The sequence below is a fragment of the Streptomyces mirabilis genome (assembly GCF_018310535.1).
GTDB lineage: Bacteria > Actinomycetota > Actinomycetes > Streptomycetales > Streptomycetaceae > Streptomyces.
This window is the reverse complement of record NZ_CP074102.1, coordinates 2,205,124-2,222,708: the sequence shown is the minus strand read 5'-3', so window position 1 is coordinate 2,222,708 and position 17,585 is coordinate 2,205,124. Positions and strand designations below refer to the sequence as shown.

Below are 17,585 nucleotides of genomic sequence, written 5' to 3'. Positions count from 1 at the left end.
CCGTGGCTGTTCCGAAGCGGAAGATGTCGCGCAGCAACACGCGCCACCGCCGGTCGCAGTGGAAGGCTGCGGTCCCCACCCTGGTTGCGTGCGAGCGCTGCCACGAGCCCAAGCTGCAGCACATCGCGTGCCCGGCTTGTGGCACTTACAACAAGCGCCAGGTCCTCGAGGTCTGAGCGGCTGGTGAGAGGTCTGATGTCTGACGCCAAGGCGGACTCAAACGCCAAGAAAAAGGCGGACAACACAGCCTCGTCCCACACGCTTCTGGAAGGGCGGCTCGGGTACAAGCTCGAGTCCGCCCTTCTGGTGCGTGCGCTGACCCACCGTTCCTACGCGTACGAGAACGGCGGTCTGCCGACCAACGAGCGTCTGGAGTTCCTCGGGGACTCCGTGCTCGGCCTCGTGGTCACGGACACGCTGTATCGCACCCACCCCGACCTGCCCGAAGGCCAGCTGGCCAAGTTGCGGGCCGCGGTGGTCAACTCGCGTGCGCTGGCGGAAGTGGGCCGCGGCCTCGAACTCGGCTCCTTCATCCGGCTCGGCCGGGGCGAGGAAGGCACGGGAGGCCGGGACAAGGCATCCATCCTCGCCGACACCCTTGAAGCGGTGATCGGCGCGGTCTATCTCGACCAGGGTCTGGACGCGGCGGGCGAACTCGTCCACCGGCTCTTCGACCCACTGATCGAGAAGTCCTCGAATCTGGGCGCAGGCCTGGACTGGAAGACCAGTCTCCAGGAACTCACCGCGACCGAGGGGCTCGGCGTTCCCGAGTACCTGGTCTCGGAGACCGGCCCGGACCACGAGAAGACCTTTACTGCTGCCGCCCGCGTCGGAGGCGTCTCGTACGGCACCGGCACCGGCCGCAGCAAGAAGGAAGCGGAGCAGCAGGCCGCGGAGTCCGCGTGGCGTGCCATCCGCGCCGCCGCGGACGAACGAGCGAAGTCGGCCCAGGCCGCCGAGGAAGCGGCCCAGGCCGCCGAGCAGGCTGCCAAGGTCGCCGAGGGGACCGCCGACACCCCCTCGGCTCCGACGAGCGACTCGGCCACGGCCTGATTCCTTCGTAGCACCTTCGTAAGCATCGGGCCCCTGTCGCAGCGCACGCGCCGCGACAGGGGCCCGATGCGTCTTGTGTCCGTGTGTCCCGGACCCCCGTCCGGGTGACGCGAGCACGAGGTAACCTTCGGGCGTCGTTCCCGTGCCCGCCCCTACGGAGGAGTCCCGTGCCCGAGTTGCCCGAGGTCGAAGTCGTGCGGCGCGGCCTGGCGCGGTGGGTCAGCGGGCGGACCGTGGCCTCGGTCGAAGTACGGCACCCGCGCGCCGTACGGCGGCATCTCGCCGGACCCGAGGGGTTCGCGAAGGCGCTCGCGGACCACCGCGTAGGACCGGCCATGCGCCGCGGCAAATACCTCTGGCTGCCCCTCGAAGACTCCCCGTTCTCCGTCCTCGCGCACCTCGGCATGAGCGGCCAGCTCCTGGTGCAGCCGGAGGACGCCCCGGACGAGAAGCACCTGCGCATCCGCATCCGCTTCGACGACACCCGGACGCCCGCCCCCGCCGGGGCGGAGGGCACCGAGCTGCGCTTCGTCGACCAGCGCACCTTCGGCGGGCTCTCCCTCCACGAGAACACCCCGGACGGCCTGCCGGACGTCATCGCGCACATCGCCCGCGACCCGCTGGACCCCCTCTTCGACGACGCCGCGTTCCACACGGCCCTGCGCGCCCGGCGTACGACGATCAAACGCGCCCTGCTCGACCAGTCGCTGATCAGCGGGGTCGGCAACATCTACGCGGACGAGGCGCTCTGGCGCGCCAAACTGCACTACGAACGTCCCGTGGCCGGCTTCACCCGGCCGCGCACCGCCGAACTCCTCGGCCACATCCGCGACGTCATGAACGAGGCCCTCGCCGTCGGCGGCACCAGCTTCGACAGCCTGTACGTCAACGTCAACGGCGAGTCCGGCTACTTCGACCGCTCGCTCGACGCGTACGGCCGCGAGGGCGAGCCCTGCCGCCGGTGCGGGACACCGATGCGGCGGCGCGCCTGGATGAACCGGTCCAGCTACTTCTGCCCGCGCTGCCAGCGTCCGCCGCGCGTCACGCCGTAGCCGCTCGGCCTGTCGTGGCCGCAGGCCCGGATCAGCTCTCGCGGGTCTCGTCGTAGCGCTCGCGAGCCGCCAGGACATCGTCCATGCGGCCCTCGACGAAGTGGATGAGGGTCAGCAGGCGCTCGGAGACCTCGCGACCGAGCGGGGTGAGGGTGTAGTCGACGCGCGGGGGGTTCGTGGGCTGCGCCTCGCGGTGCACCAAGCCGTCACGCTCCAGCGCGTGCAGTGTCTGGGAGAGCATCTTCTCGCTGACGCCGTCGACTCTGCGCCGCAGCTCGTTGAAGCGGAACGTTCCCTCGTGCAGCGCTCCGAGCGTGAGCGATCCCCAGCGTCCGGTGACGTGCTCCAACGTGCCCCGGGACGGGCAGCTGCGTGCGAACACGTCGTACGGGAGGTCCTGACACTCACCGCGCTCGGCGGTCTGCACGCTGGGTTTCATGGGCTCACCATACTCCGGCGCAGCGCTAACCAGAGAGTTGCGCTAACTAGAAGTTAGTGCTTTCCTTTGGTTCGTTGTCACCACCTGGAGGAGTCCCCATCGTGAGTACCCCGAGTACCCCTGTCGTTTCCATCGCCTACCACTCCGGCTACGGCCACACCGCCGTCCTCGCCGAGGCCGTTCGCTCCGGTGCCGTCGAGGCAGGTGCCCAGGTGCACCTGATCAGCGTCGACTCGATCACCGACGCCCAGTGGGAACTGCTCGACGCCTCGGACGCGATCGTGTTCGGCTCGCCCACCTATATGGGCACCGCTTCCGGCGCCTTCCACGTCTTCGCCGAGGCGTCCTCGAAGCGCTGGTTCGGACAGGACTGGCACGACAAGCTGGCCGCCGGTTTCACCAACTCCGGCTCCAAGAGCGGCGACAAGCTGCACACCCTGCAGTTCTTCCAGATCCTGGCCGCCCAGCACGGCATGAACTGGGTCAACCTCGGTCTGCACCCGGGCTGGAACAGCTCCTCGGCCTCCGAACACGACCTCAACCGGCTCGGCGTCTTCGCCGGCGCCGCCGCCCAGACCAATGTCGACGAGGGTCCGGAGACGGTTCACAAGGCCGACATCGCCACGGCGGAACACCTCGGGCGCCGGGTCACGGAGGCGGCGCGGGTGTTCGCGCTGGGGCGCGCGGCGGTGGCCGAGGCGGCTGCGTAAACGCTTGCGCAATCGTTTGCGTAAACGCTTGTGCGGGGCCGCGCAAAGGTTTGCGTAAGCGTTTACGCAATCGTTTACGCACCCGCACGACAATGCCGCGCCCCATCGTTCAGCGAGGGGCGCGGCTTCGTCTTGTAGTGGGGGGTGGGTCGTCGGCTAGTAGCCGAAGTCCTGCGTCCACCAGGGGCCGCCGGTGCCGAGGTGCACACCCACGCCCAGGGTCTTGAAGTCGCAGTTCAGGATGTTGGCGCGGTGGCCGGGGCTGTTCATCCAGGCGTCCATGACGGCGGCGGCGTCGGCCTGGCCGCGGGCTATGTTCTCGCCGCCGAGGCTGGTGATCCCGGCCTTGGCCGCCCGGTCCCAGGGGCTGAGCCCGCTCGGGTCGGTGTGGTCGAAGAAGTCGCGCGTGGCCATGTCCTCGCTGAAGGCCTGGGCGAGGTCGGACAGGGCGCTGTTCGCCGCCACCGGACTGCAGCCGACCTTGGCCCGCTCGTCGTTGACCAGCTTGAGCACCTCGGTCTCGGCCGCAGTTTGGGCGGAGACGTCGACCGGGGCGGTGGTCGTGGGCACCTTCGTCTTCGAGGCCTGGCCGGGCGGAGTCGCGGGCTTCTTCGCGTGGGCGGACTTGCCCGGCTTGGTGGTGGTGGGCTCCTGGGAGGGCGCCGTCGTCGGCGCGGCCGGCGAGGTCGAAGGGGCGGCCGATGCGGATGCCGAGGGCGACGCGGTGCGGTCGGCGTCACGGCTCGTCGACGTGCCTTCGCGGCCGTCCGCGCTCGCGCTGCCCGACGTACCGCCCTGCTGGGTCTCCTGGCTGGACGGGGACCCCACTGCCTGCACGTTGTCGGAGTTGTTGCTGCCACCACCGAGCGAGTAGTTCTCGGTACCGGGCAGCACGCCGGAGGCGACGGCCACGGTGCCCAGTGCCACGGCCGCGGAGACGCCGAGCAGACCCGTGCGTACCGGCGTCGCGGTCTTCCGCTTGCGGTGCGAGCGGGCGGCGGCGGTCGGCGGGAGGTCGGCGACGGCGGCGTAGCCGTACAGGTTCTCCGGGCCGTAACTTTCCGTAACGGGTCCGTGGTTCTCCGTGACCCCGGTGGTGCGGCCCGTGGCGGCGCGACCGGCGGCGGAGCGTCCGTGGCGTCCCATCTCCTGGCCTTCCTCGTTCCTGGTCAGCGTCCCTCACTCGAAAGAGTGAGTTTCATATGAGACTCATTGGGTCGGGACGGTACCGCATGGCGGGAGGGGAGGAAGTGCTGCGAGAGACTTTGTCCGGTTAGCGTGCACCCATGAACGAGGTTGTACGGCTGGTCGTCTGGGTGCGCGGACGTGTCCAAGGTGTGGGTTTCCGCTGGTTCACGCGGGCCAAGGCGCTGGAGATCGGCGGGCTGAGTGGCTTTGCTCTCAATTTGGACGACGGACGGGTCCAGGTGGTCGCGGAAGGAACCCAGGCCGGATGCCAGGGTCTGCTCGACTGGCTCCAGGGGGACGACACACCCGGGCGTGTGGACGGAGTCACTGAGATCTGGGACACGCCCCGGGGGATCTACGACGGCTTCGCGATCCGGTGACGGCGACGTGCGCAACACCCCTGGCGGAAGCGGTATGGCATGCCACCGGCACCTGCCAGAAGCAGAAATGACCTGGTGGTTGCCAAGAACGGCTCGGCGTGGCAGGCTCCGCAGAGAAGGATGATCTCCACGCCCCCGGGCCCCGCAGGAGTCGCAGCGCAGCCGTCCGAAGGGCCGCGCGACAGTGGGTTGCCCGCCAATACGGGGCGTGATCGTGTTGACCGTCAAACTTTTTGGTGAGACGCTGAAAGCCCCGCGCACCTTAGCTGTTTGGCATGTGGAACCGCAGCAAAAATTTAGTAAGTGTCAAGCATCGCGGGTGCGATTCCCTCACGACCCACACCGCTTCGGTCGGTCACTCAGTGTGGAGGACCATCCATCATGGCAAAGGCGCTTCTCGGTTACGTCGGCGGTTCCGACCCGCGACTCATCGCCGAGATGCGACGGCTCCAGCAGCGTGTACAGGACCTCGAATCCGAGCTCGTACGGATTCAGGCCGAGAACGACGCGCTCGCGGCTGCCGCTTCTCACGACTCGCTTCTCGAGAGCATCGACGTACCCCAGGCGGAGCCTGCGCTCACCTGACCACTGCACCGCACTACGACAGCAGTGGTTGGGCTGCCCGTGTCAACCGCTAAGTTGTCAGCTGTCAGAATTGCAAGGGACGCCTCTTCGGCGTCCCTTCTTCTTTCCCCCGCGTGCCCCCCCACTCTTTAACGTCTGGTGTGCCCTGCACGTTCATGGGTGAAACCGTGGGTTCATGGAGTGAGACCGGCCCGAAAGGTAGAGTCCGGCGGCGTGCACCTCAAGGCCCTGACCCTGCGCGGGTTCAAGTCGTTCGCCTCGGCGACCACGCTGCGGTTCGAGCCGGGCATCACCTGCGTCGTGGGCCCCAATGGTTCGGGCAAGTCCAATGTCGTGGACGCCCTGAGCTGGGTCATGGGTGAGCAGGGGGCCAAGTCGCTGCGCGGCGGCAAGATGGAGGACGTCATCTTTGCCGGCACCACCGGGCGGCCGCCTCTCGGCCGGGCCGAGGTGTCCCTGACCATCGACAACTCCGACGGGGCGCTGCCCATCGAGTACGCCGAGGTCACCATCACGCGGATCATGTTCCGCAACGGCGGCAGCGAGTACCAGATCAACGGTGACACCTGCCGTCTCCTCGACATCCAGGAACTGCTGTCCGACTCCGGCATCGGCCGCGAGATGCACGTCATCGTCGGTCAGGGCCAGCTCGACTCCGTCCTGCACGCCGACCCGATGGGCCGGCGCGCGTTCATCGAGGAGGCGGCGGGCGTCCTCAAGCACCGCAAGCGCAAGGAGAAGGCGCTGCGGAAACTGGACGCGATGCAGGCGAACCTGGCCCGCGTCCAGGACCTCACCGACGAACTGCGCCGCCAGCTCAAGCCGCTGGGCCGGCAGGCCGCCGTCGCCCGTCGCGCCGCCGTCATCCAGGCCGACCTGCGCGACGCCCGCCTGCGCCTCCTCGCCGACGATCTCGTACGACTGCGGCAGGCGCTCCGGTCCGAGATCGCCGACGAGGCCGCGCTCAAGCAACGCAAGGAAACCGCCGAGGCCGAACTGAAGAAGGCGCTCCAGCGGGAGGCCCTCCTGGAGGACGAGGTCCGGCAGCTCACGCCCCGGCTCCAGCGCGCCCAGCAGAGCTGGTACGAGCTCTCGCAGCTCGCCGAGCGGGTGCGCGGCACGATCTCGCTGGCCGACGCGCGGGTGAAGAGCGCCACTTCGGCGCCCGCCGAGGAGCGGCGTGGGCGCGACCCCGAGGACATGGAGCGCGAGGCGGCGCGGATCCGTGAGCAGGAGGCCGAGCTCGAAGCGGCCCTGGAGGCGGCCGAGCACGCCCTGGAGGACACGGTCGCGCACCGGGCCGAACTGGAGCGCGAGCTCGCCGTCGAGGAGCGCCGCCTCAAGGATGTGGCCCGCGCCATCGCCGACCGCCGCGAGGGCCTGGCCCGCCTCAACGGCCAGGTCAACGCCGCCCGTTCACGGGCCGCCTCCGCCCAGGCCGAGATCGACCGGCTCGCCGTCGCCCGTGACGAGGCCCAGGAGCGGGCGTTCGCCGCGCAGGAGGAGTACGAGCAGCTGAAGGCCGAGGTCGACGGCCTGGACGCGGGCGACGCGGAACTGACGGAGCGGCACGAGGCGGCCAAGCGGGCGCTGTCCGAGGCGGAGGCCGCGCTGAGCGCCGCCCGTGAGGCGGCCACGGCGGCCGAACGCAGGCGCGCCGCCACCCAGGCCCGCCACGAGGCTCTCGCCCTCGGTCTGCGCCGCAAGGACGGCACGGGGGCGCTCCTGGGGGCCAGGGACCGCCTCACGGGGCTCCTCGGCCCCGCCGCCGAGCTGCTGTCCGTCACCCCCGGCCACGAGGTCGCGCTCGCCGCCGCCTTCGGTGCCGCGGCGGACGCCATCGCGGTCACCACTCCCGCCTCGGCCGCCGAAGCCATCCGCCTGCTGCGCAAGCAGGACGCGGGCCGCGCCGCCCTGCTGCTGGCCGGGGCTCCGGAGGAGGCGGGGGCACGCGAGACCAAGGGCACCGACGGCACCGGGCAGCACCGGGCGGCGGCTGACGACGCTTCCGGTGCGGTGCCCCTCGGCGGTCACCCCGACGGGCATGACGCGTCCGGCGGCGCGGGACCCTCCGCGGCCTCTCTGGGCGACACAACCGCAAGAGCCGCCTCCGGGGCCCTGACTCCGAACGCCACCCCCGGTGACGTAGCGCCGCAGACGGCCCCCACCGGGCCGCCGTACGCCGCCGACCTCGTCCGTGGTCCCGCCGAGCTCATGCCCGCCGTACGGCGGCTGCTGCGCGGGATCGTCGTGGTCGGCACCCTCGAGGACGCCGAGGACCTGGTCTACGCACGGCCGGAGTTGACCGCGGTCACCGCGGAGGGGGACCTGCTCGGAGCGCACTTCGCGCACGGTGGGTCCGCCGGGGCGCCCAGCCTTCTCGAAGTGCAGGCGTCCGTCGACGAGGCGGCTGCCGAGCTCGAGGAGCTCGCCGTGCGGTGCGAGGAACTCGGCGCGGCGCAGCACCGGGCCGCAGAGGAGCGGGGGGAGCGGGCCGCGCTCGTCGAGGAGCTGGGGGAGCGGCGGCGGGCCGCCGAGCGTGAGAAGTCGTCCGTGGCGCAGCAGTTGGGGCGGCTGGCCGGGCAGGCGCGCGGCGCGGCCGGGGAGGCCGAGCGGAGCACCGCCGCCGCGGCGCGGGCGCAGGAGGCGCTCGACCGGGCCGTGGAGGAGGCAGAGGAGCTGGCCGAGCGGCTCGCCGTGGCCGAGGAGATGCCCGTCGAGGAGGAGCCCGACACGGCCGTACGGGATCGGCTCGCCGCGGACGGCGCGAACGCGCGGCAGACCGAGATGGAGGCCCGCCTCCAGGTGCGCACGCACGAGGAGCGGGTGAAGGGGCTCGCGGGACGGGCCGACGGGCTCGACCGGGCCGCGCGGGCGGAACGTGAGGCACGCGCGCGTGCGGAGCAGCGGCGGGCGCGGCTGCGGCACGAGGCGGCGGTCGCCGAGGCCGTCGCCTCCGGAGCGCGGCAACTCCTCGCGCACGTCGAAGTGTCGCTGCGCCGGGCGGAGGAGGAGCGCACCGCCGCCGACACGGCCAAGGCCCGCCGTGAGCAGGACCTCGTCGCCGCCCGCAACGAAGGCCGCGATCTCAAGGCGGAGCTCGACAAACTCACGGATTCGGTTCACCGCGGCGAGGTACTCGGTGCCGAGAAGCGGCTGCGGATAGAGCAGCTGGAGACGAAGGCGCTGGAGGAGCTCGGTGTCGAACCGGCGGGGCTTGTCGCGGACTACGGTCCGGACCAGCTCGTGCCGCCCTCGCTCCCCGCCGAGGGCGAGGAACTGCCCGAGGATCCGGAGCACCCGCGCAACCAGCCCCGGCCCTTCCACCGCGCTGAGCAGGAGCGACGGCTCAAGTCGGCCGAGCGGGCCTACGCGCAGCTGGGGAAGGTCAATCCGCTGGCGTTGGAGGAGTTCGCCGCGTTGGAGGAGCGTCACAAGTTCCTCAGCGAGCAGCTGGAGGACCTCAAGAAGACGCGGGCCGATCTGCTGCAGGTGGTGAAGGAGGTCGACGAGCGTGTCGAACAGGTCTTCACCGAGGCGTACCGGGACACTGCACGTGAGTTCGAGGGTGTCTTCAGCAGGCTGTTCCCGGGAGGGGACGGGCGGCTGATCCTGACCGACCCGGACAACATGCTCACCACGGGTGTGGACGTCGAGGCGCGGCCCCCCGGCAAGAAGGTGAAGCGGCTGTCCCTGCTGTCCGGTGGGGAGAGGTCTCTCACCGCCGTCGCACTCCTTGTGTCGATCTTCAAGGCGCGGCCCAGTCCGTTCTATGTGATGGACGAGGTGGAGGCGGCGCTCGATGACACCAACCTGCAGCGGCTGATCCGGATCATGCAGGAGCTGCAGGAGGCCTCGCAGCTGATCGTGATCACGCACCAGAAGCGGACGATGGAGGTCGCCGACGCGTTGTACGGCGTCTCCATGCAGGGCGACGGTGTGTCGAAGGTCATCAGTCAGCGGCTGCACTAGATGCGTGTAGCGCACACCGGTCATGACCTGGGCTTCTAGTTGAGTTCAAGTAGTGAATGCGCGATGACCGCTTGGGTGCGAAAAATTCACAGCTACGGAACTGTTGACTTCGAAACTTGAAGGCATAGTCTCTGCAACGTTGCTTTTACCTTCAGGTGGTGGCAGGCGTGAAGTTGTGCGCCACTGGTACCACCACCGAAGGGCTTGCCCCCACACCCCCGGCAGCGAGGCCGGGTGGCCCGAGGAGTTACACGTGACCAGCACCGCGCAGGCACCCCAATCAGGAGCCAGGACGGCTCACCCCGAACATCTCGGGCATGTCATCTTCATCGCGGCGGCGGCCGCAATGGGCGGCTTCCTCTTCGGTTACGACAGCGCCGTGATCAACGGTGCCGTCGAGGCCATCCGGAGCCGCTACGACATCGGCTCGGCAACCCTGGCCCAGGTCATCGCCATCGCGCTGATCGGCTGCGCCATCGGTGCCGCGACCGCGGGCCGCATAGCCGACCGCATCGGCCGCATCCGATGCATGCAGATCTCCGCCGTCCTCTTCACGGTCAGCGCCGTCGGTTCCGCGCTGCCGTTCGCGCTGTGGGACCTCGCCTTCTGGCGCATCATCGGCGGATTCGCGATCGGTATGGCCTCCGTCATCGGCCCCGCCTACATCGCCGAAGTCTCCCCGGCCGCGTACCGCGGACGCCTGGGCTCCTTCCAGCAGGCCGCGATCGTCATCGGCATCGCCATCTCGCAGCTGGTCAACTGGGGCATCCTGAACGCCGCCGGCGGCGACCAGCGCGGCAAGCTCATGGGCGTCGAGGCCTGGCAGGTCATGCTCGGCGTCATGGTCATCCCGGCCGTCCTCTACGGTCTGCTCTCCTTCGCGATCCCCGAGTCGCCGCGCTTCCTGATCTCCGTGGGCAAGGAAGACCGCGCCCGTGAGGTGCTCAAGGAGGTCGAGGGCGACAAGATCGACCTGAAGGCCCGCGTCGCCGAGATCGAGCACGCCATGAAGAGCGAGCACAAGTCGACCTTCAAGGACCTGCTCGGCGGCAGCTTCTTCTTCAAGCCGATCGTCTGGGTCGGCATCGGCCTCTCGGTCTTCCAGCAGTTCGTCGGCATCAACGTCGCGTTCTACTACTCCTCGACGCTGTGGCAGTCGGTAGGCGTCGACCCCTCGGAGTCGTTCTTCTACTCGTTCACGACGTCGATCATCAACATCATCGGCACCGTGATCGCGATGATCTTCGTGGACCGGATCGGCCGTAAGCCGCTGGCCCTCATCGGTTCCGTCGGTATGGTCATCGGTCTCGGACTCGAGGCCTGGGCCTTCTCGTACGACCTCGTCGACGGCAAGCTGCCGGCGACACAGGGCTGGGTCGCCCTCATCGCCGCGCATGTCTTCGTCCTCTTCTTCGCCCTGTCCTGGGGTGTCGTGGTCTGGGTCTTCCTCGGCGAGATGTTCCCGAACCGGATCCGCGCCGCCGCCCTCGGCGTCGCCGCCTCCGCGCAGTGGATCGCCAACTGGGCCATCACCGCGAGCTTCCCGTCGCTGGCCGACTGGAACCTCTCCGCGACCTACGTGATCTACACGATCTTCGCCGCGCTCTCCATCCCCTTCGTGCTCAAGTACGTCAAGGAGACCAAGGGCAAGACGCTGGAGGAGATGGGCTGAGCCTCCTGAAGAGGCCCCGAGACTCGAGGAGAAGGGCCAAGTCCCCGCTGCCCCTCTCCTCGTACCCGTAAGACGTACTGCCCCGGCTCAATCCCCGAGCCGGGGCAGTACGTCTTCGCAGAACAGGTGCAGGCTGCGCCAGCCCTCGTCGATCGGCATCCCGCCGGACAGCGGGTGCAGCACGTGATTGTCGAGACCCTGCGCCACGCACTGGTCGGGCGTCAGGATCCGGTACACGCCCTCCGCGCGCAGTTCCTCGACCGTCGTGGCAGCCGACTTCACGGCCGAGCGGATGTCACCGGACTGCCAGGAGGCGTACGTCCGTGCCTCGTGCAGGAAGTGCCCGCCGTACTCGGCCCACGCCCGGTCCGGGTCCTCGGCGATGTGCAGCAGGGGGGTCTCGGCGGCGGGCATCATGGTCCAGCCCTCGGTGCCGTACTCGACGAGCCGCTCCTTGTAGTACGCCTCAAGCTCGGGGAGGTGCGCGCTGGGGAAGAAGGGGAGCCCGAGCCGGGCGGCGCGCCGGGCCGCGGCCCTGGACGAGCCGCCGACCAGCAGTAGCGGGTGCGGATCGGAGAACGGGCGCGGTGTGACCCGTACCGTACGGTCCCGGTAGGTGAACTCCTCGCCGGTCCACGCCTTCAGCACCGTCTCCAGGAGCTCGTCCTGGAGCGCCCCGCGCCGCTTCCAGTCGACGTCGAAGAGGGCGTACTCCTCGGGCCGGTAGCCGATGCCCGCGACGGTGACGAGGCGGCCGCCGCTGAGCAGGTCGAGCACGGCGATGTCCTCGGCGAGGCGCAGCGGATCGTGCAGCGGGCCGATGACGGCGGAGACGGTGACCGCGAGATGCCGGGTCGCTCCGAAGACCGCGCCCGCGAACGCGAACGGCGAGGGCAGCCAGTTGTTGGCGACGCCGTGGTGTTCCTCGGTCTGCACGGTGGTGATGCCGCGGTCGTCGGCGTAGGCGGCCATCTCGATGGCCGCCTTGTAGCGGGCACTCAGCGACGCGGGGGTGGCGGCGGGGTCGACGAGGTTGAAGCGCACGACGGTTACGGGCATGGAAGCCCCCCTTCGGTGTGGAGGGGGACGGTAGCTGACGGTACGTCAGACAACCATAGTCGCGGACCCTTTCGCGGGCTGCGCCGCGGGCGCCACCGCGGGCTTCGGCGGCACCACGTACAGCAGGAAGGAGACGGCGATGGTCGCCAACCGGCCGAGGCCGTACTCGCCGACGGGGTTGTTCGACGCCAGCGGACCCGTGAACCAGCCGGACGTGCTGAACAGCAGGCCCGAGCCGAGCCCGAGCGCCCACGCGGCGACCGCGGCCGGGCCGAAGCCGCCCCGGTACCAGAAGGCGCTGGTGCGCGTGGTGTCGAGCAGGGCCCCGGCGTCGTACGCCTCGCGGCGCAGCATGTCCGCGCCGAGGACGCCGACCCAGGCCGAGAAAGCGTCCGCGAGCAGCGACAGGAACGCGATGAACGAGCCCATGAAGGAGGTCGCCACCAGCATCAGGACACCGCCGAGGACCAGTGAGATCACGGGGCTGACCGCGACCGCCCGGTGCCGCGACACCCTGATGCCGAGGGTCTGCGCGGTGAAGCCCGCCGAGTACATCGACATCGCGTTGATCAGCAGCATGCCGACCAGGGCGATGAGCAGGTAGGGCACCGCGATCCACAGCGGCAGGATCGTGCCGAGGAAGGAGACCGGGTCGGCGGCCGAGGCCAGGTCCGGCGTCGAGACCGCCATCACCGCGCCCATCAGGATCAGAGGGAATACGACGATGCCGGCGCCGCCCAGCGAATTGCGCACGATCGCCGCCGACGAGGCCGTCCGCGGCGGACAGCGCGTGAAGTCCGGCGCCGACGGTGCCCAGCTGATGCCGCCGCCGCGATCAGTGCGACCCCCGTGATCATCAGGGATGCCGGGCCGGCGGGCTGCCCGAACACCCTGCCCCTGTCCATGTCAGCGACCAGATGGCCGAGGACGAGCAGGGAGAGCCGCCGCAGAGGCACGTCACCCATGTGCTGCACGTCCGGACGGTGCTGATGCCGAGGCCCGAGATCGCGAACGTCGTGACCACGAGGGCCGGCAGCGAACCCGGCAGGAGGTTTCCGCGCCGGCCGAAGACCGCGCGGGGCAAGGTCATGCCGGGAGCGCCGCCCCGCTTGCCCGCGATGCCGACCAGACCCACCAGGCCGTACGACACGACCGGCGCCGCGAGGCCGACCGCCAGGGCCTGCCAGAAATTGAGTCCGAAGGAGACGGCCGACGTCGCACCCATGGTCGGCGACACGTCGATGTCGGCGGCGAGGGCGTGTCACGGTCCACGGTATGGGCCGTGACACGCCCTGGGTACGCTGCGCGCACTCGACGCGTCCTTTCGCACACTGGACGCGTTGTGACTCCACCCCTGAGGGGCTTCCCGGCCGACGCGAGGTCGGGCGGCGGGCCAGCCCGACCCGTAGGACATGCAGCCCTACGCGGACAACGAACGGTCGAGCGGGTGGTCACGCCATACTGGGCTTGTTATGGAAACCGTCATCCTTGCTGTAGTCATCGCCGTGGTCGTGATCGGCGCACTCGGCGGGCTCGTCATCGGCAGTCGCCGTAAGAAGCCGCTGCCCCCGGCGCCCCCCACCACGCCCGACATCACCGCCCCTCCGGCCGAGCCGCACATCGGCGACGAGGCCGAGACCCCGCACGACGAAGATCGCCGGACGATAGAGGAGGTGGATCTCCCGGACGGCTCGGCAGGGCCGGTCGTCGTCGAGGAACCCGCACCCGTTGTCGAAGCCCCCGCGATCGAGATCCCGGAGCCGACCGCCGGGCGTCTGGTGCGGCTGCGTGCCCGCCTCTCCCGCTCGCAGAACGCGCTCGGCAAGGGGCTGCTCACGCTCCTCTCGCGCGAGCACCTCGACGAGGACACCTGGGAGGAGATCGAGGACACGCTGCTGACCGCCGACGTCGGCGTGCAGCCCACCCAGGAGCTGGTCGAGCGGCTGCGCGAGCGCGTGAAGGTGCTCGGTACGCGGACGCCCGACGAGCTGCGCACCCTGCTGCGCGAGGAACTGCTGCAGCTCCTCGTCCCCGAGTTCGACCGGACGGTCAAGACCGACTCGAACCTCGACACCCCGGGCATCGTGATGGTCGTCGGTGTCAACGGCACCGGGAAGACCACCACCACCGGCAAGCTCGCCCGCGTACTCGTCGCCGACGGCAAGAACGTGGTGCTCGGCGCCGCCGACACCTTCCGTGCCGCCGCCGCCGACCAGCTGCAGACCTGGGGTGAGCGCGTAGGCGCCCGTACCGTGCGGGGCCCCGAGGGCGGCGACCCCGCCTCGATCGCCTTCGACGCGGTCAAGGAGGGCATCGAGGAGGGCGCCGACGTCGTCCTCATCGACACCGCCGGACGACTTCATACCAAGACCGGGCTCATGGACGAGCTCGGCAAGGTCAAGCGTGTCGTCGAGAAGCACGCCCCGCTCGACGAGGTGCTGCTCGTCCTCGACGCCACGACCGGCCAGAACGGTCTGGTGCAGGCCCGCGTCTTCGCCGAGGTCGTCGACATCACCGGCATCGTGCTGACCAAGCTCGACGGCACCGCGAAGGGCGGCATCGTGATCGCGGTCCAGCGCGATCTGGGAGTGCCGGTCAAGCTGGTGGGTCTGGGCGAGGGCGCGGACGATCTGGCGCCGTTCGAGCCGGAGGCGTTCGTTGACGCCCTTATCGGAGAGTGACCCCCACCTCCCGAAGTCGGTAGGTGGTTCAGGAAGCGTCCGCCCCCGCGGTGCAGTTCGGGGGCGGACGCTTTGCTGTGTACGGCGTTGTCGCTACGCGCGCGACCGGTGCGCCACGTACGCCAGCGTCCCCAGCAGCAACCGTGCCTGCGGCGGCTTCGTCGCCGAATCCAGGGCGGGGGAGCGCAGCCAGCGGACCGGACCGAGGCCGGCGCGGTCGGAGGGCGGGGCGGTGACGTACGTACCGGGGCCGAGGCCGTGCAGGTCGAGGGAGGCGTCGTCCCAGCCCATCCGGTAGAGCAGCTCGGGGAGCTCGGCCGCGGCGCCGGGGGCGACGAGGAAGTGGGCGCGGCCGTCCGGGGTCGCGGTGACCGGCCCGGTGGGCAGTCCCATCCGCTCCAGACGGACGAGCGCGCGGCGACCGGCGGCCTCGGCGACCTCGATGACGTCGAACGCGCGGCCGACCGGGAGCATCACCGCGGCACCCGGGAACTCGCCCCAGATCTCGGAGACCTCGTCGAGCGTGGCGCCCGCTTCGAGCACCGGTGCGAAGTCCAGCGGATGCGCCCCCGGCTCGGGGCAGCCGGCCTTGCCACAGGAGCACGCGCCCGCGGCGGCCCGGGCGCCGGGGATCACGTCCCAGCCCCACAGCCCGGTGAACTCGGCCACTGCGGTGCACTCCGACGAGCGGCCGCGGCGACGGGTGCCGGGCCGGCTTTCGCGCATCCCCCGACTGCTGCCGATCGTGAAGCCCATGCCCCCTCCAACGGGTCCGACGCACCGACGGTTACGCCATGAACGCGGAACATTACTCAGTGTGTTCCCGTCCCCGGATGTCACGTGCTTGGCGACGCGATCCCGGCGGCGCCCGGAAGCGTCCCGGGTGGTGACCCGGCGGCGTGCGCCCCCGAATGCATCGCAGCGCCACTTCTGGCTGTCCTATGTCAAGTGAATCGCGTACAGGCGATCAGGAGTTCATTCGAAGGGGTGGCGAATGGTGGCGTTTCCGGGATCGCCATGGTTGGACGCGTGATCGTAGGATTACTTTGAGTGCACGAGTCCTGGGGACGTATGCACTCGTGGGTATGCCGGAGGCAACTCGGCTTCCCGTTCGAAGGGTGAGAACTGCCGGACGTGCGGCTGTATTTACCGGCATTCTGATAGGGCTTGGCGCACGCAGCGTACAAGTGGTCTCAGGGATGGGGGCGTTCCAGTGGGCGGCAACGGCGGAAGCGGTACGAACGCTGACAAGCGCCCGAATGAGCTGTTGGGCTCGTGGTTCGTGCGCAGTGGCTGGTCGAAGGGCGAGCTGGCGCGGCAAGTGAACCGAAGGGCCCGCCAGTTGGGGGCCAATCACATCTCCACGGACACCTCCCGGGTGCGCCGCTGGCTGGACGGCGAGAATCCGCGCGAGCCGATTCCGCGGATCCTGTCCGAGCTGTTCTCCGAGCGGTTCGGCTGTGTGGTCGCCGTCGAGGACCTCGGCCTGCGCGCCGCCCACCAGTCACCGTCCGTGTCGGGTGTCGACCTGCCCTGGACCGGCCCGCAGACCGTGGCGCTGATCAGCGAGTACTCGCGCAGTGACCTGATGCTGGCGCGGCGCGGCTTCCTCGGCAGTTCGCTGGCCCTCGCCGCGGGCCCCGCCCTCATCGAGCCCATGCAGCGCTGGCTGGTGCCCTCGCCCGCCGCGCCCCAGGAGGAGCCGGAGTCCCCGGCCGCCGCGCGCCGCCCCGGCCGGCTCTCCCAGCCCGAGCTGGACCTCCTGGAGTCCACCACGGTGATGTTCCGCCAGTGGGACGCCCAGTGCGGCGGCGGTCTGCGCCGCAAGGCGGTCGTCGGCCAGCTGCACGAGGTGACCGACCTGCTCCAGGAGCCGCAGCCCGGGGCGACCAGCAAACGCCTGTTCAAGGTCGCCGCCGAGCTGGCCGAGCTGGCGGGCTGGATGAGCTACGACGTGGGGCTGCAGCCCACCGCGCAGAAGTACTTCGTGCTCGCCCTGCACGCCGCCAAAGAGGGGGGCGACAAGCCGCTGGGCTCGTACATCCTCTCCAGCATGAGCCGCCAGATGATCCACCTCGGCCGGCCCGACGACGCGCTCGAACTCATCCATCTGGCCCAGTACGGGAGCCGTGACTGCGCGAGCCCGCGCACCCAGTCCATGCTGTATGCGATGGAGGCCCGCGCCTACGCGAACATGGGCCAGCCCGGAAAGTGCAAGCGGGCCGTCCGGATGGCCGAGGACAGCTTCGAGGACGTTCACGAGTGGGACGACCCGGACCCCGACTGGATCCGCTTCTTCTCGCTGGCCGAGCTGCACGGCGAGAACTCGCACTCCTACCGCGACCTGGCCTACGTCGCGGGCCGCAGCCCCACGTACGCCTCGCTCGCCGAGCCCCTGATGCAGCAGGCCGTCGACCTCTTCGCCAAGGACGGCGAGCACCAGCGTTCGTACGCACTCAATCTCATCGGCATGGCCACCGTGCACCTGCTGCGGCGCGAGCCCGAGCAGAGTGCGGTATTGGCCAAGGACGCGATGGCGATCGCCAAGAAGGTGCGCTCCGAGCGCGTCAACACTCGTATCCGAAAGACGGTCGACACGGCCGTCCGCGACTTCGGTGACCTCGCCGAGGTCGTGGACCTCACCGAGCAGCTCGCCGTCGACCTTCCCGAGACCGCGGAAGCGGTCTGAGCGCGGGCCGCGGAAGCGGTCCGATCCCAGTACCCCGGCCACGGCCGGTCGTCCCGAACCGCCCGACTCGGCTCCCCCATGCCAGGTCATCGGACGACCGGCCGT

The 17,585-nt window shown here is 70.0% G+C and carries 14 protein-coding genes and 1 pseudogene; 10 read left to right on the top strand and 5 right to left on the bottom strand.

Features of this window, described 5'->3' with window-relative positions:
- Nucleotides 1–2 precede the first annotated feature (2 nt).
- The 3 genes from rpmF to mutM all read left to right on the top strand — a co-directional run bounded on the left by rpmF (nt 3) and on the right by mutM (nt 2,105).
- Nucleotides 3–176: a 50S ribosomal protein L32 gene (rpmF, locus tag SMIR_RS09595; RefSeq protein ID WP_006139588.1), complete on the top strand. Its 174-nt coding sequence runs from the start codon at nt 3–5 to the stop codon at nt 174–176.
- A 19-nt stretch (nt 177–195) separates the two neighbouring features.
- Nucleotides 196–1,053, top strand: coding sequence for a ribonuclease III (gene rnc, locus SMIR_RS09590; RefSeq protein WP_168495921.1), 858 nt, complete (start codon nt 196–198; stop codon nt 1,051–1,053).
- A gap of 167 nt (nt 1,054–1,220) precedes the next feature.
- Nucleotides 1,221–2,105: a bifunctional DNA-formamidopyrimidine glycosylase/DNA-(apurinic or apyrimidinic site) lyase gene (gene mutM, locus SMIR_RS09585; RefSeq protein WP_168495923.1), complete on the top strand. Its 885-nt coding sequence runs from the start codon at nt 1,221–1,223 to the stop codon at nt 2,103–2,105.
- A gap of 31 nt (nt 2,106–2,136) precedes the next feature.
- Here the strand turns inward: mutM and SMIR_RS09580 are convergent, their stop codons facing one another.
- Nucleotides 2,137–2,544 (bottom strand): winged helix-turn-helix transcriptional regulator, encoded by a 408-nt coding sequence (locus SMIR_RS09580; protein ID WP_168495925.1) that lies wholly within the window; start codon nt 2,542–2,544, stop codon nt 2,137–2,139.
- A 101-nt stretch (nt 2,545–2,645) separates the two neighbouring features.
- Here SMIR_RS09580 and SMIR_RS09575 point away from each other — a divergent pair, with 101 nt between their 5' ends.
- Nucleotides 2,646–3,254 (top strand): flavodoxin family protein, encoded by a 609-nt coding sequence (locus SMIR_RS09575; RefSeq protein ID WP_168495927.1) that lies wholly within the window; start codon nt 2,646–2,648, stop codon nt 3,252–3,254.
- 156 nt (nt 3,255–3,410) lie between these two features.
- Here SMIR_RS09575 and SMIR_RS09570 read toward each other — a convergent pair whose 3' ends face one another.
- Nucleotides 3,411–4,400, bottom strand: a complete 990-nt coding sequence (locus SMIR_RS09570; protein ID WP_168495929.1) for a CAP domain-containing protein — start codon at nt 4,398–4,400, stop codon at nt 3,411–3,413.
- 140 nt (nt 4,401–4,540) lie between these two features.
- Between SMIR_RS09570 and SMIR_RS09565 the strand changes: the two genes are divergently transcribed.
- The 4 genes from SMIR_RS09565 to SMIR_RS09550 all read left to right on the top strand — a co-directional run bounded on the left by SMIR_RS09565 (nt 4,541) and on the right by SMIR_RS09550 (nt 11,051).
- Nucleotides 4,541–4,822, top strand: coding sequence for an acylphosphatase (locus SMIR_RS09565; protein WP_168495931.1), 282 nt, complete (start codon nt 4,541–4,543; stop codon nt 4,820–4,822).
- 381 nt (nt 4,823–5,203) lie between these two features.
- The gene (locus tag SMIR_RS09560; RefSeq protein WP_028802434.1) at nt 5,204–5,407 is read left to right on the top strand and encodes a hypothetical protein; all 204 of its coding nucleotides are present in this window, start codon (nt 5,204–5,206) and stop codon (nt 5,405–5,407) included.
- A 213-nt stretch (nt 5,408–5,620) separates the two neighbouring features.
- Nucleotides 5,621–9,379, top strand: a complete 3,759-nt coding sequence (locus tag SMIR_RS09555) for an SMC hinge domain-related protein (protein WP_212726878.1) — start codon at nt 5,621–5,623, stop codon at nt 9,377–9,379.
- Nucleotides 9,380–9,632: 253 nt separating this feature from the next.
- On the top strand, nt 9,633–11,051 hold the full coding sequence (locus SMIR_RS09550) for a sugar porter family MFS transporter (protein WP_168495935.1): 1,419 nt from the start codon (nt 9,633–9,635) through the stop codon (nt 11,049–11,051).
- 87 nt (nt 11,052–11,138) lie between these two features.
- Here SMIR_RS09550 and SMIR_RS09545 read toward each other — a convergent pair whose 3' ends face one another.
- Nucleotides 11,139–12,110, bottom strand: a complete 972-nt coding sequence (locus tag SMIR_RS09545; protein ID WP_075031213.1) for an LLM class flavin-dependent oxidoreductase — start codon at nt 12,108–12,110, stop codon at nt 11,139–11,141.
- Nucleotides 12,111–12,155: 45 nt separating this feature from the next.
- Nucleotides 12,156–13,338, bottom strand: a pseudogene (locus tag SMIR_RS09540) (purine-cytosine permease family protein); the annotation flags it as partial.
- 244 nt (nt 13,339–13,582) lie between these two features.
- On the opposite strand from SMIR_RS09540, the gene ftsY reads away from it, so the two are divergent.
- Nucleotides 13,583–14,791, top strand: a complete 1,209-nt coding sequence (gene ftsY, locus SMIR_RS09535) for a signal recognition particle-docking protein FtsY (RefSeq protein WP_168495937.1) — start codon at nt 13,583–13,585, stop codon at nt 14,789–14,791.
- Between the two features lie 93 nt (nt 14,792–14,884).
- Here the strand turns inward: ftsY and SMIR_RS09530 are convergent, their stop codons facing one another.
- Nucleotides 14,885–15,547 (bottom strand): bifunctional DNA primase/polymerase, encoded by a 663-nt coding sequence (locus SMIR_RS09530; RefSeq protein WP_168495939.1) that lies wholly within the window; start codon nt 15,545–15,547, stop codon nt 14,885–14,887.
- Between the two features lie 457 nt (nt 15,548–16,004).
- On the opposite strand from SMIR_RS09530, the gene nsdA reads away from it, so the two are divergent.
- A complete protein-coding gene (gene nsdA, locus SMIR_RS09525; protein ID WP_168495941.1) occupies nt 16,005–17,480 on the top strand; it encodes a transcriptional repressor NsdA in 1,476 nt (491 codons plus the stop codon).
- Nucleotides 17,481–17,585 lie beyond the last annotated feature (105 nt).

Excerpts from the sequence above, each read along its gene's own strand:
- rnc (WP_168495921.1), top strand. The coding sequence starts at position 196 with ATGTCTGACGCCAAGGCGGACTCAAACGCCAAGAAAAAGGCGGACAAC.
- SMIR_RS09580 (WP_168495925.1), bottom strand. The coding sequence starts at position 2,544 with ATGAAACCCAGCGTGCAGACCGCCGAGCGCGGTGAGTGTCAGGACCTC.
- SMIR_RS09570 (WP_168495929.1), bottom strand. The coding sequence starts at position 4,400 with ATGGGACGCCACGGACGCTCCGCCGCCGGTCGCGCCGCCACGGGCCGC.
- SMIR_RS09565 (WP_168495931.1), top strand. The coding sequence starts at position 4,541 with ATGAACGAGGTTGTACGGCTGGTCGTCTGGGTGCGCGGACGTGTCCAA.
- SMIR_RS09560 (WP_028802434.1), top strand. The coding sequence starts at position 5,204 with ATGGCAAAGGCGCTTCTCGGTTACGTCGGCGGTTCCGACCCGCGACTC.
- SMIR_RS09545 (WP_075031213.1), bottom strand. The coding sequence starts at position 12,110 with ATGCCCGTAACCGTCGTGCGCTTCAACCTCGTCGACCCCGCCGCCACC.
- ftsY (WP_168495937.1), top strand. The coding sequence starts at position 13,583 with ATGGAAACCGTCATCCTTGCTGTAGTCATCGCCGTGGTCGTGATCGGC.
- SMIR_RS09530 (WP_168495939.1), bottom strand. The coding sequence starts at position 15,547 with ATGGGCTTCACGATCGGCAGCAGTCGGGGGATGCGCGAAAGCCGGCCC.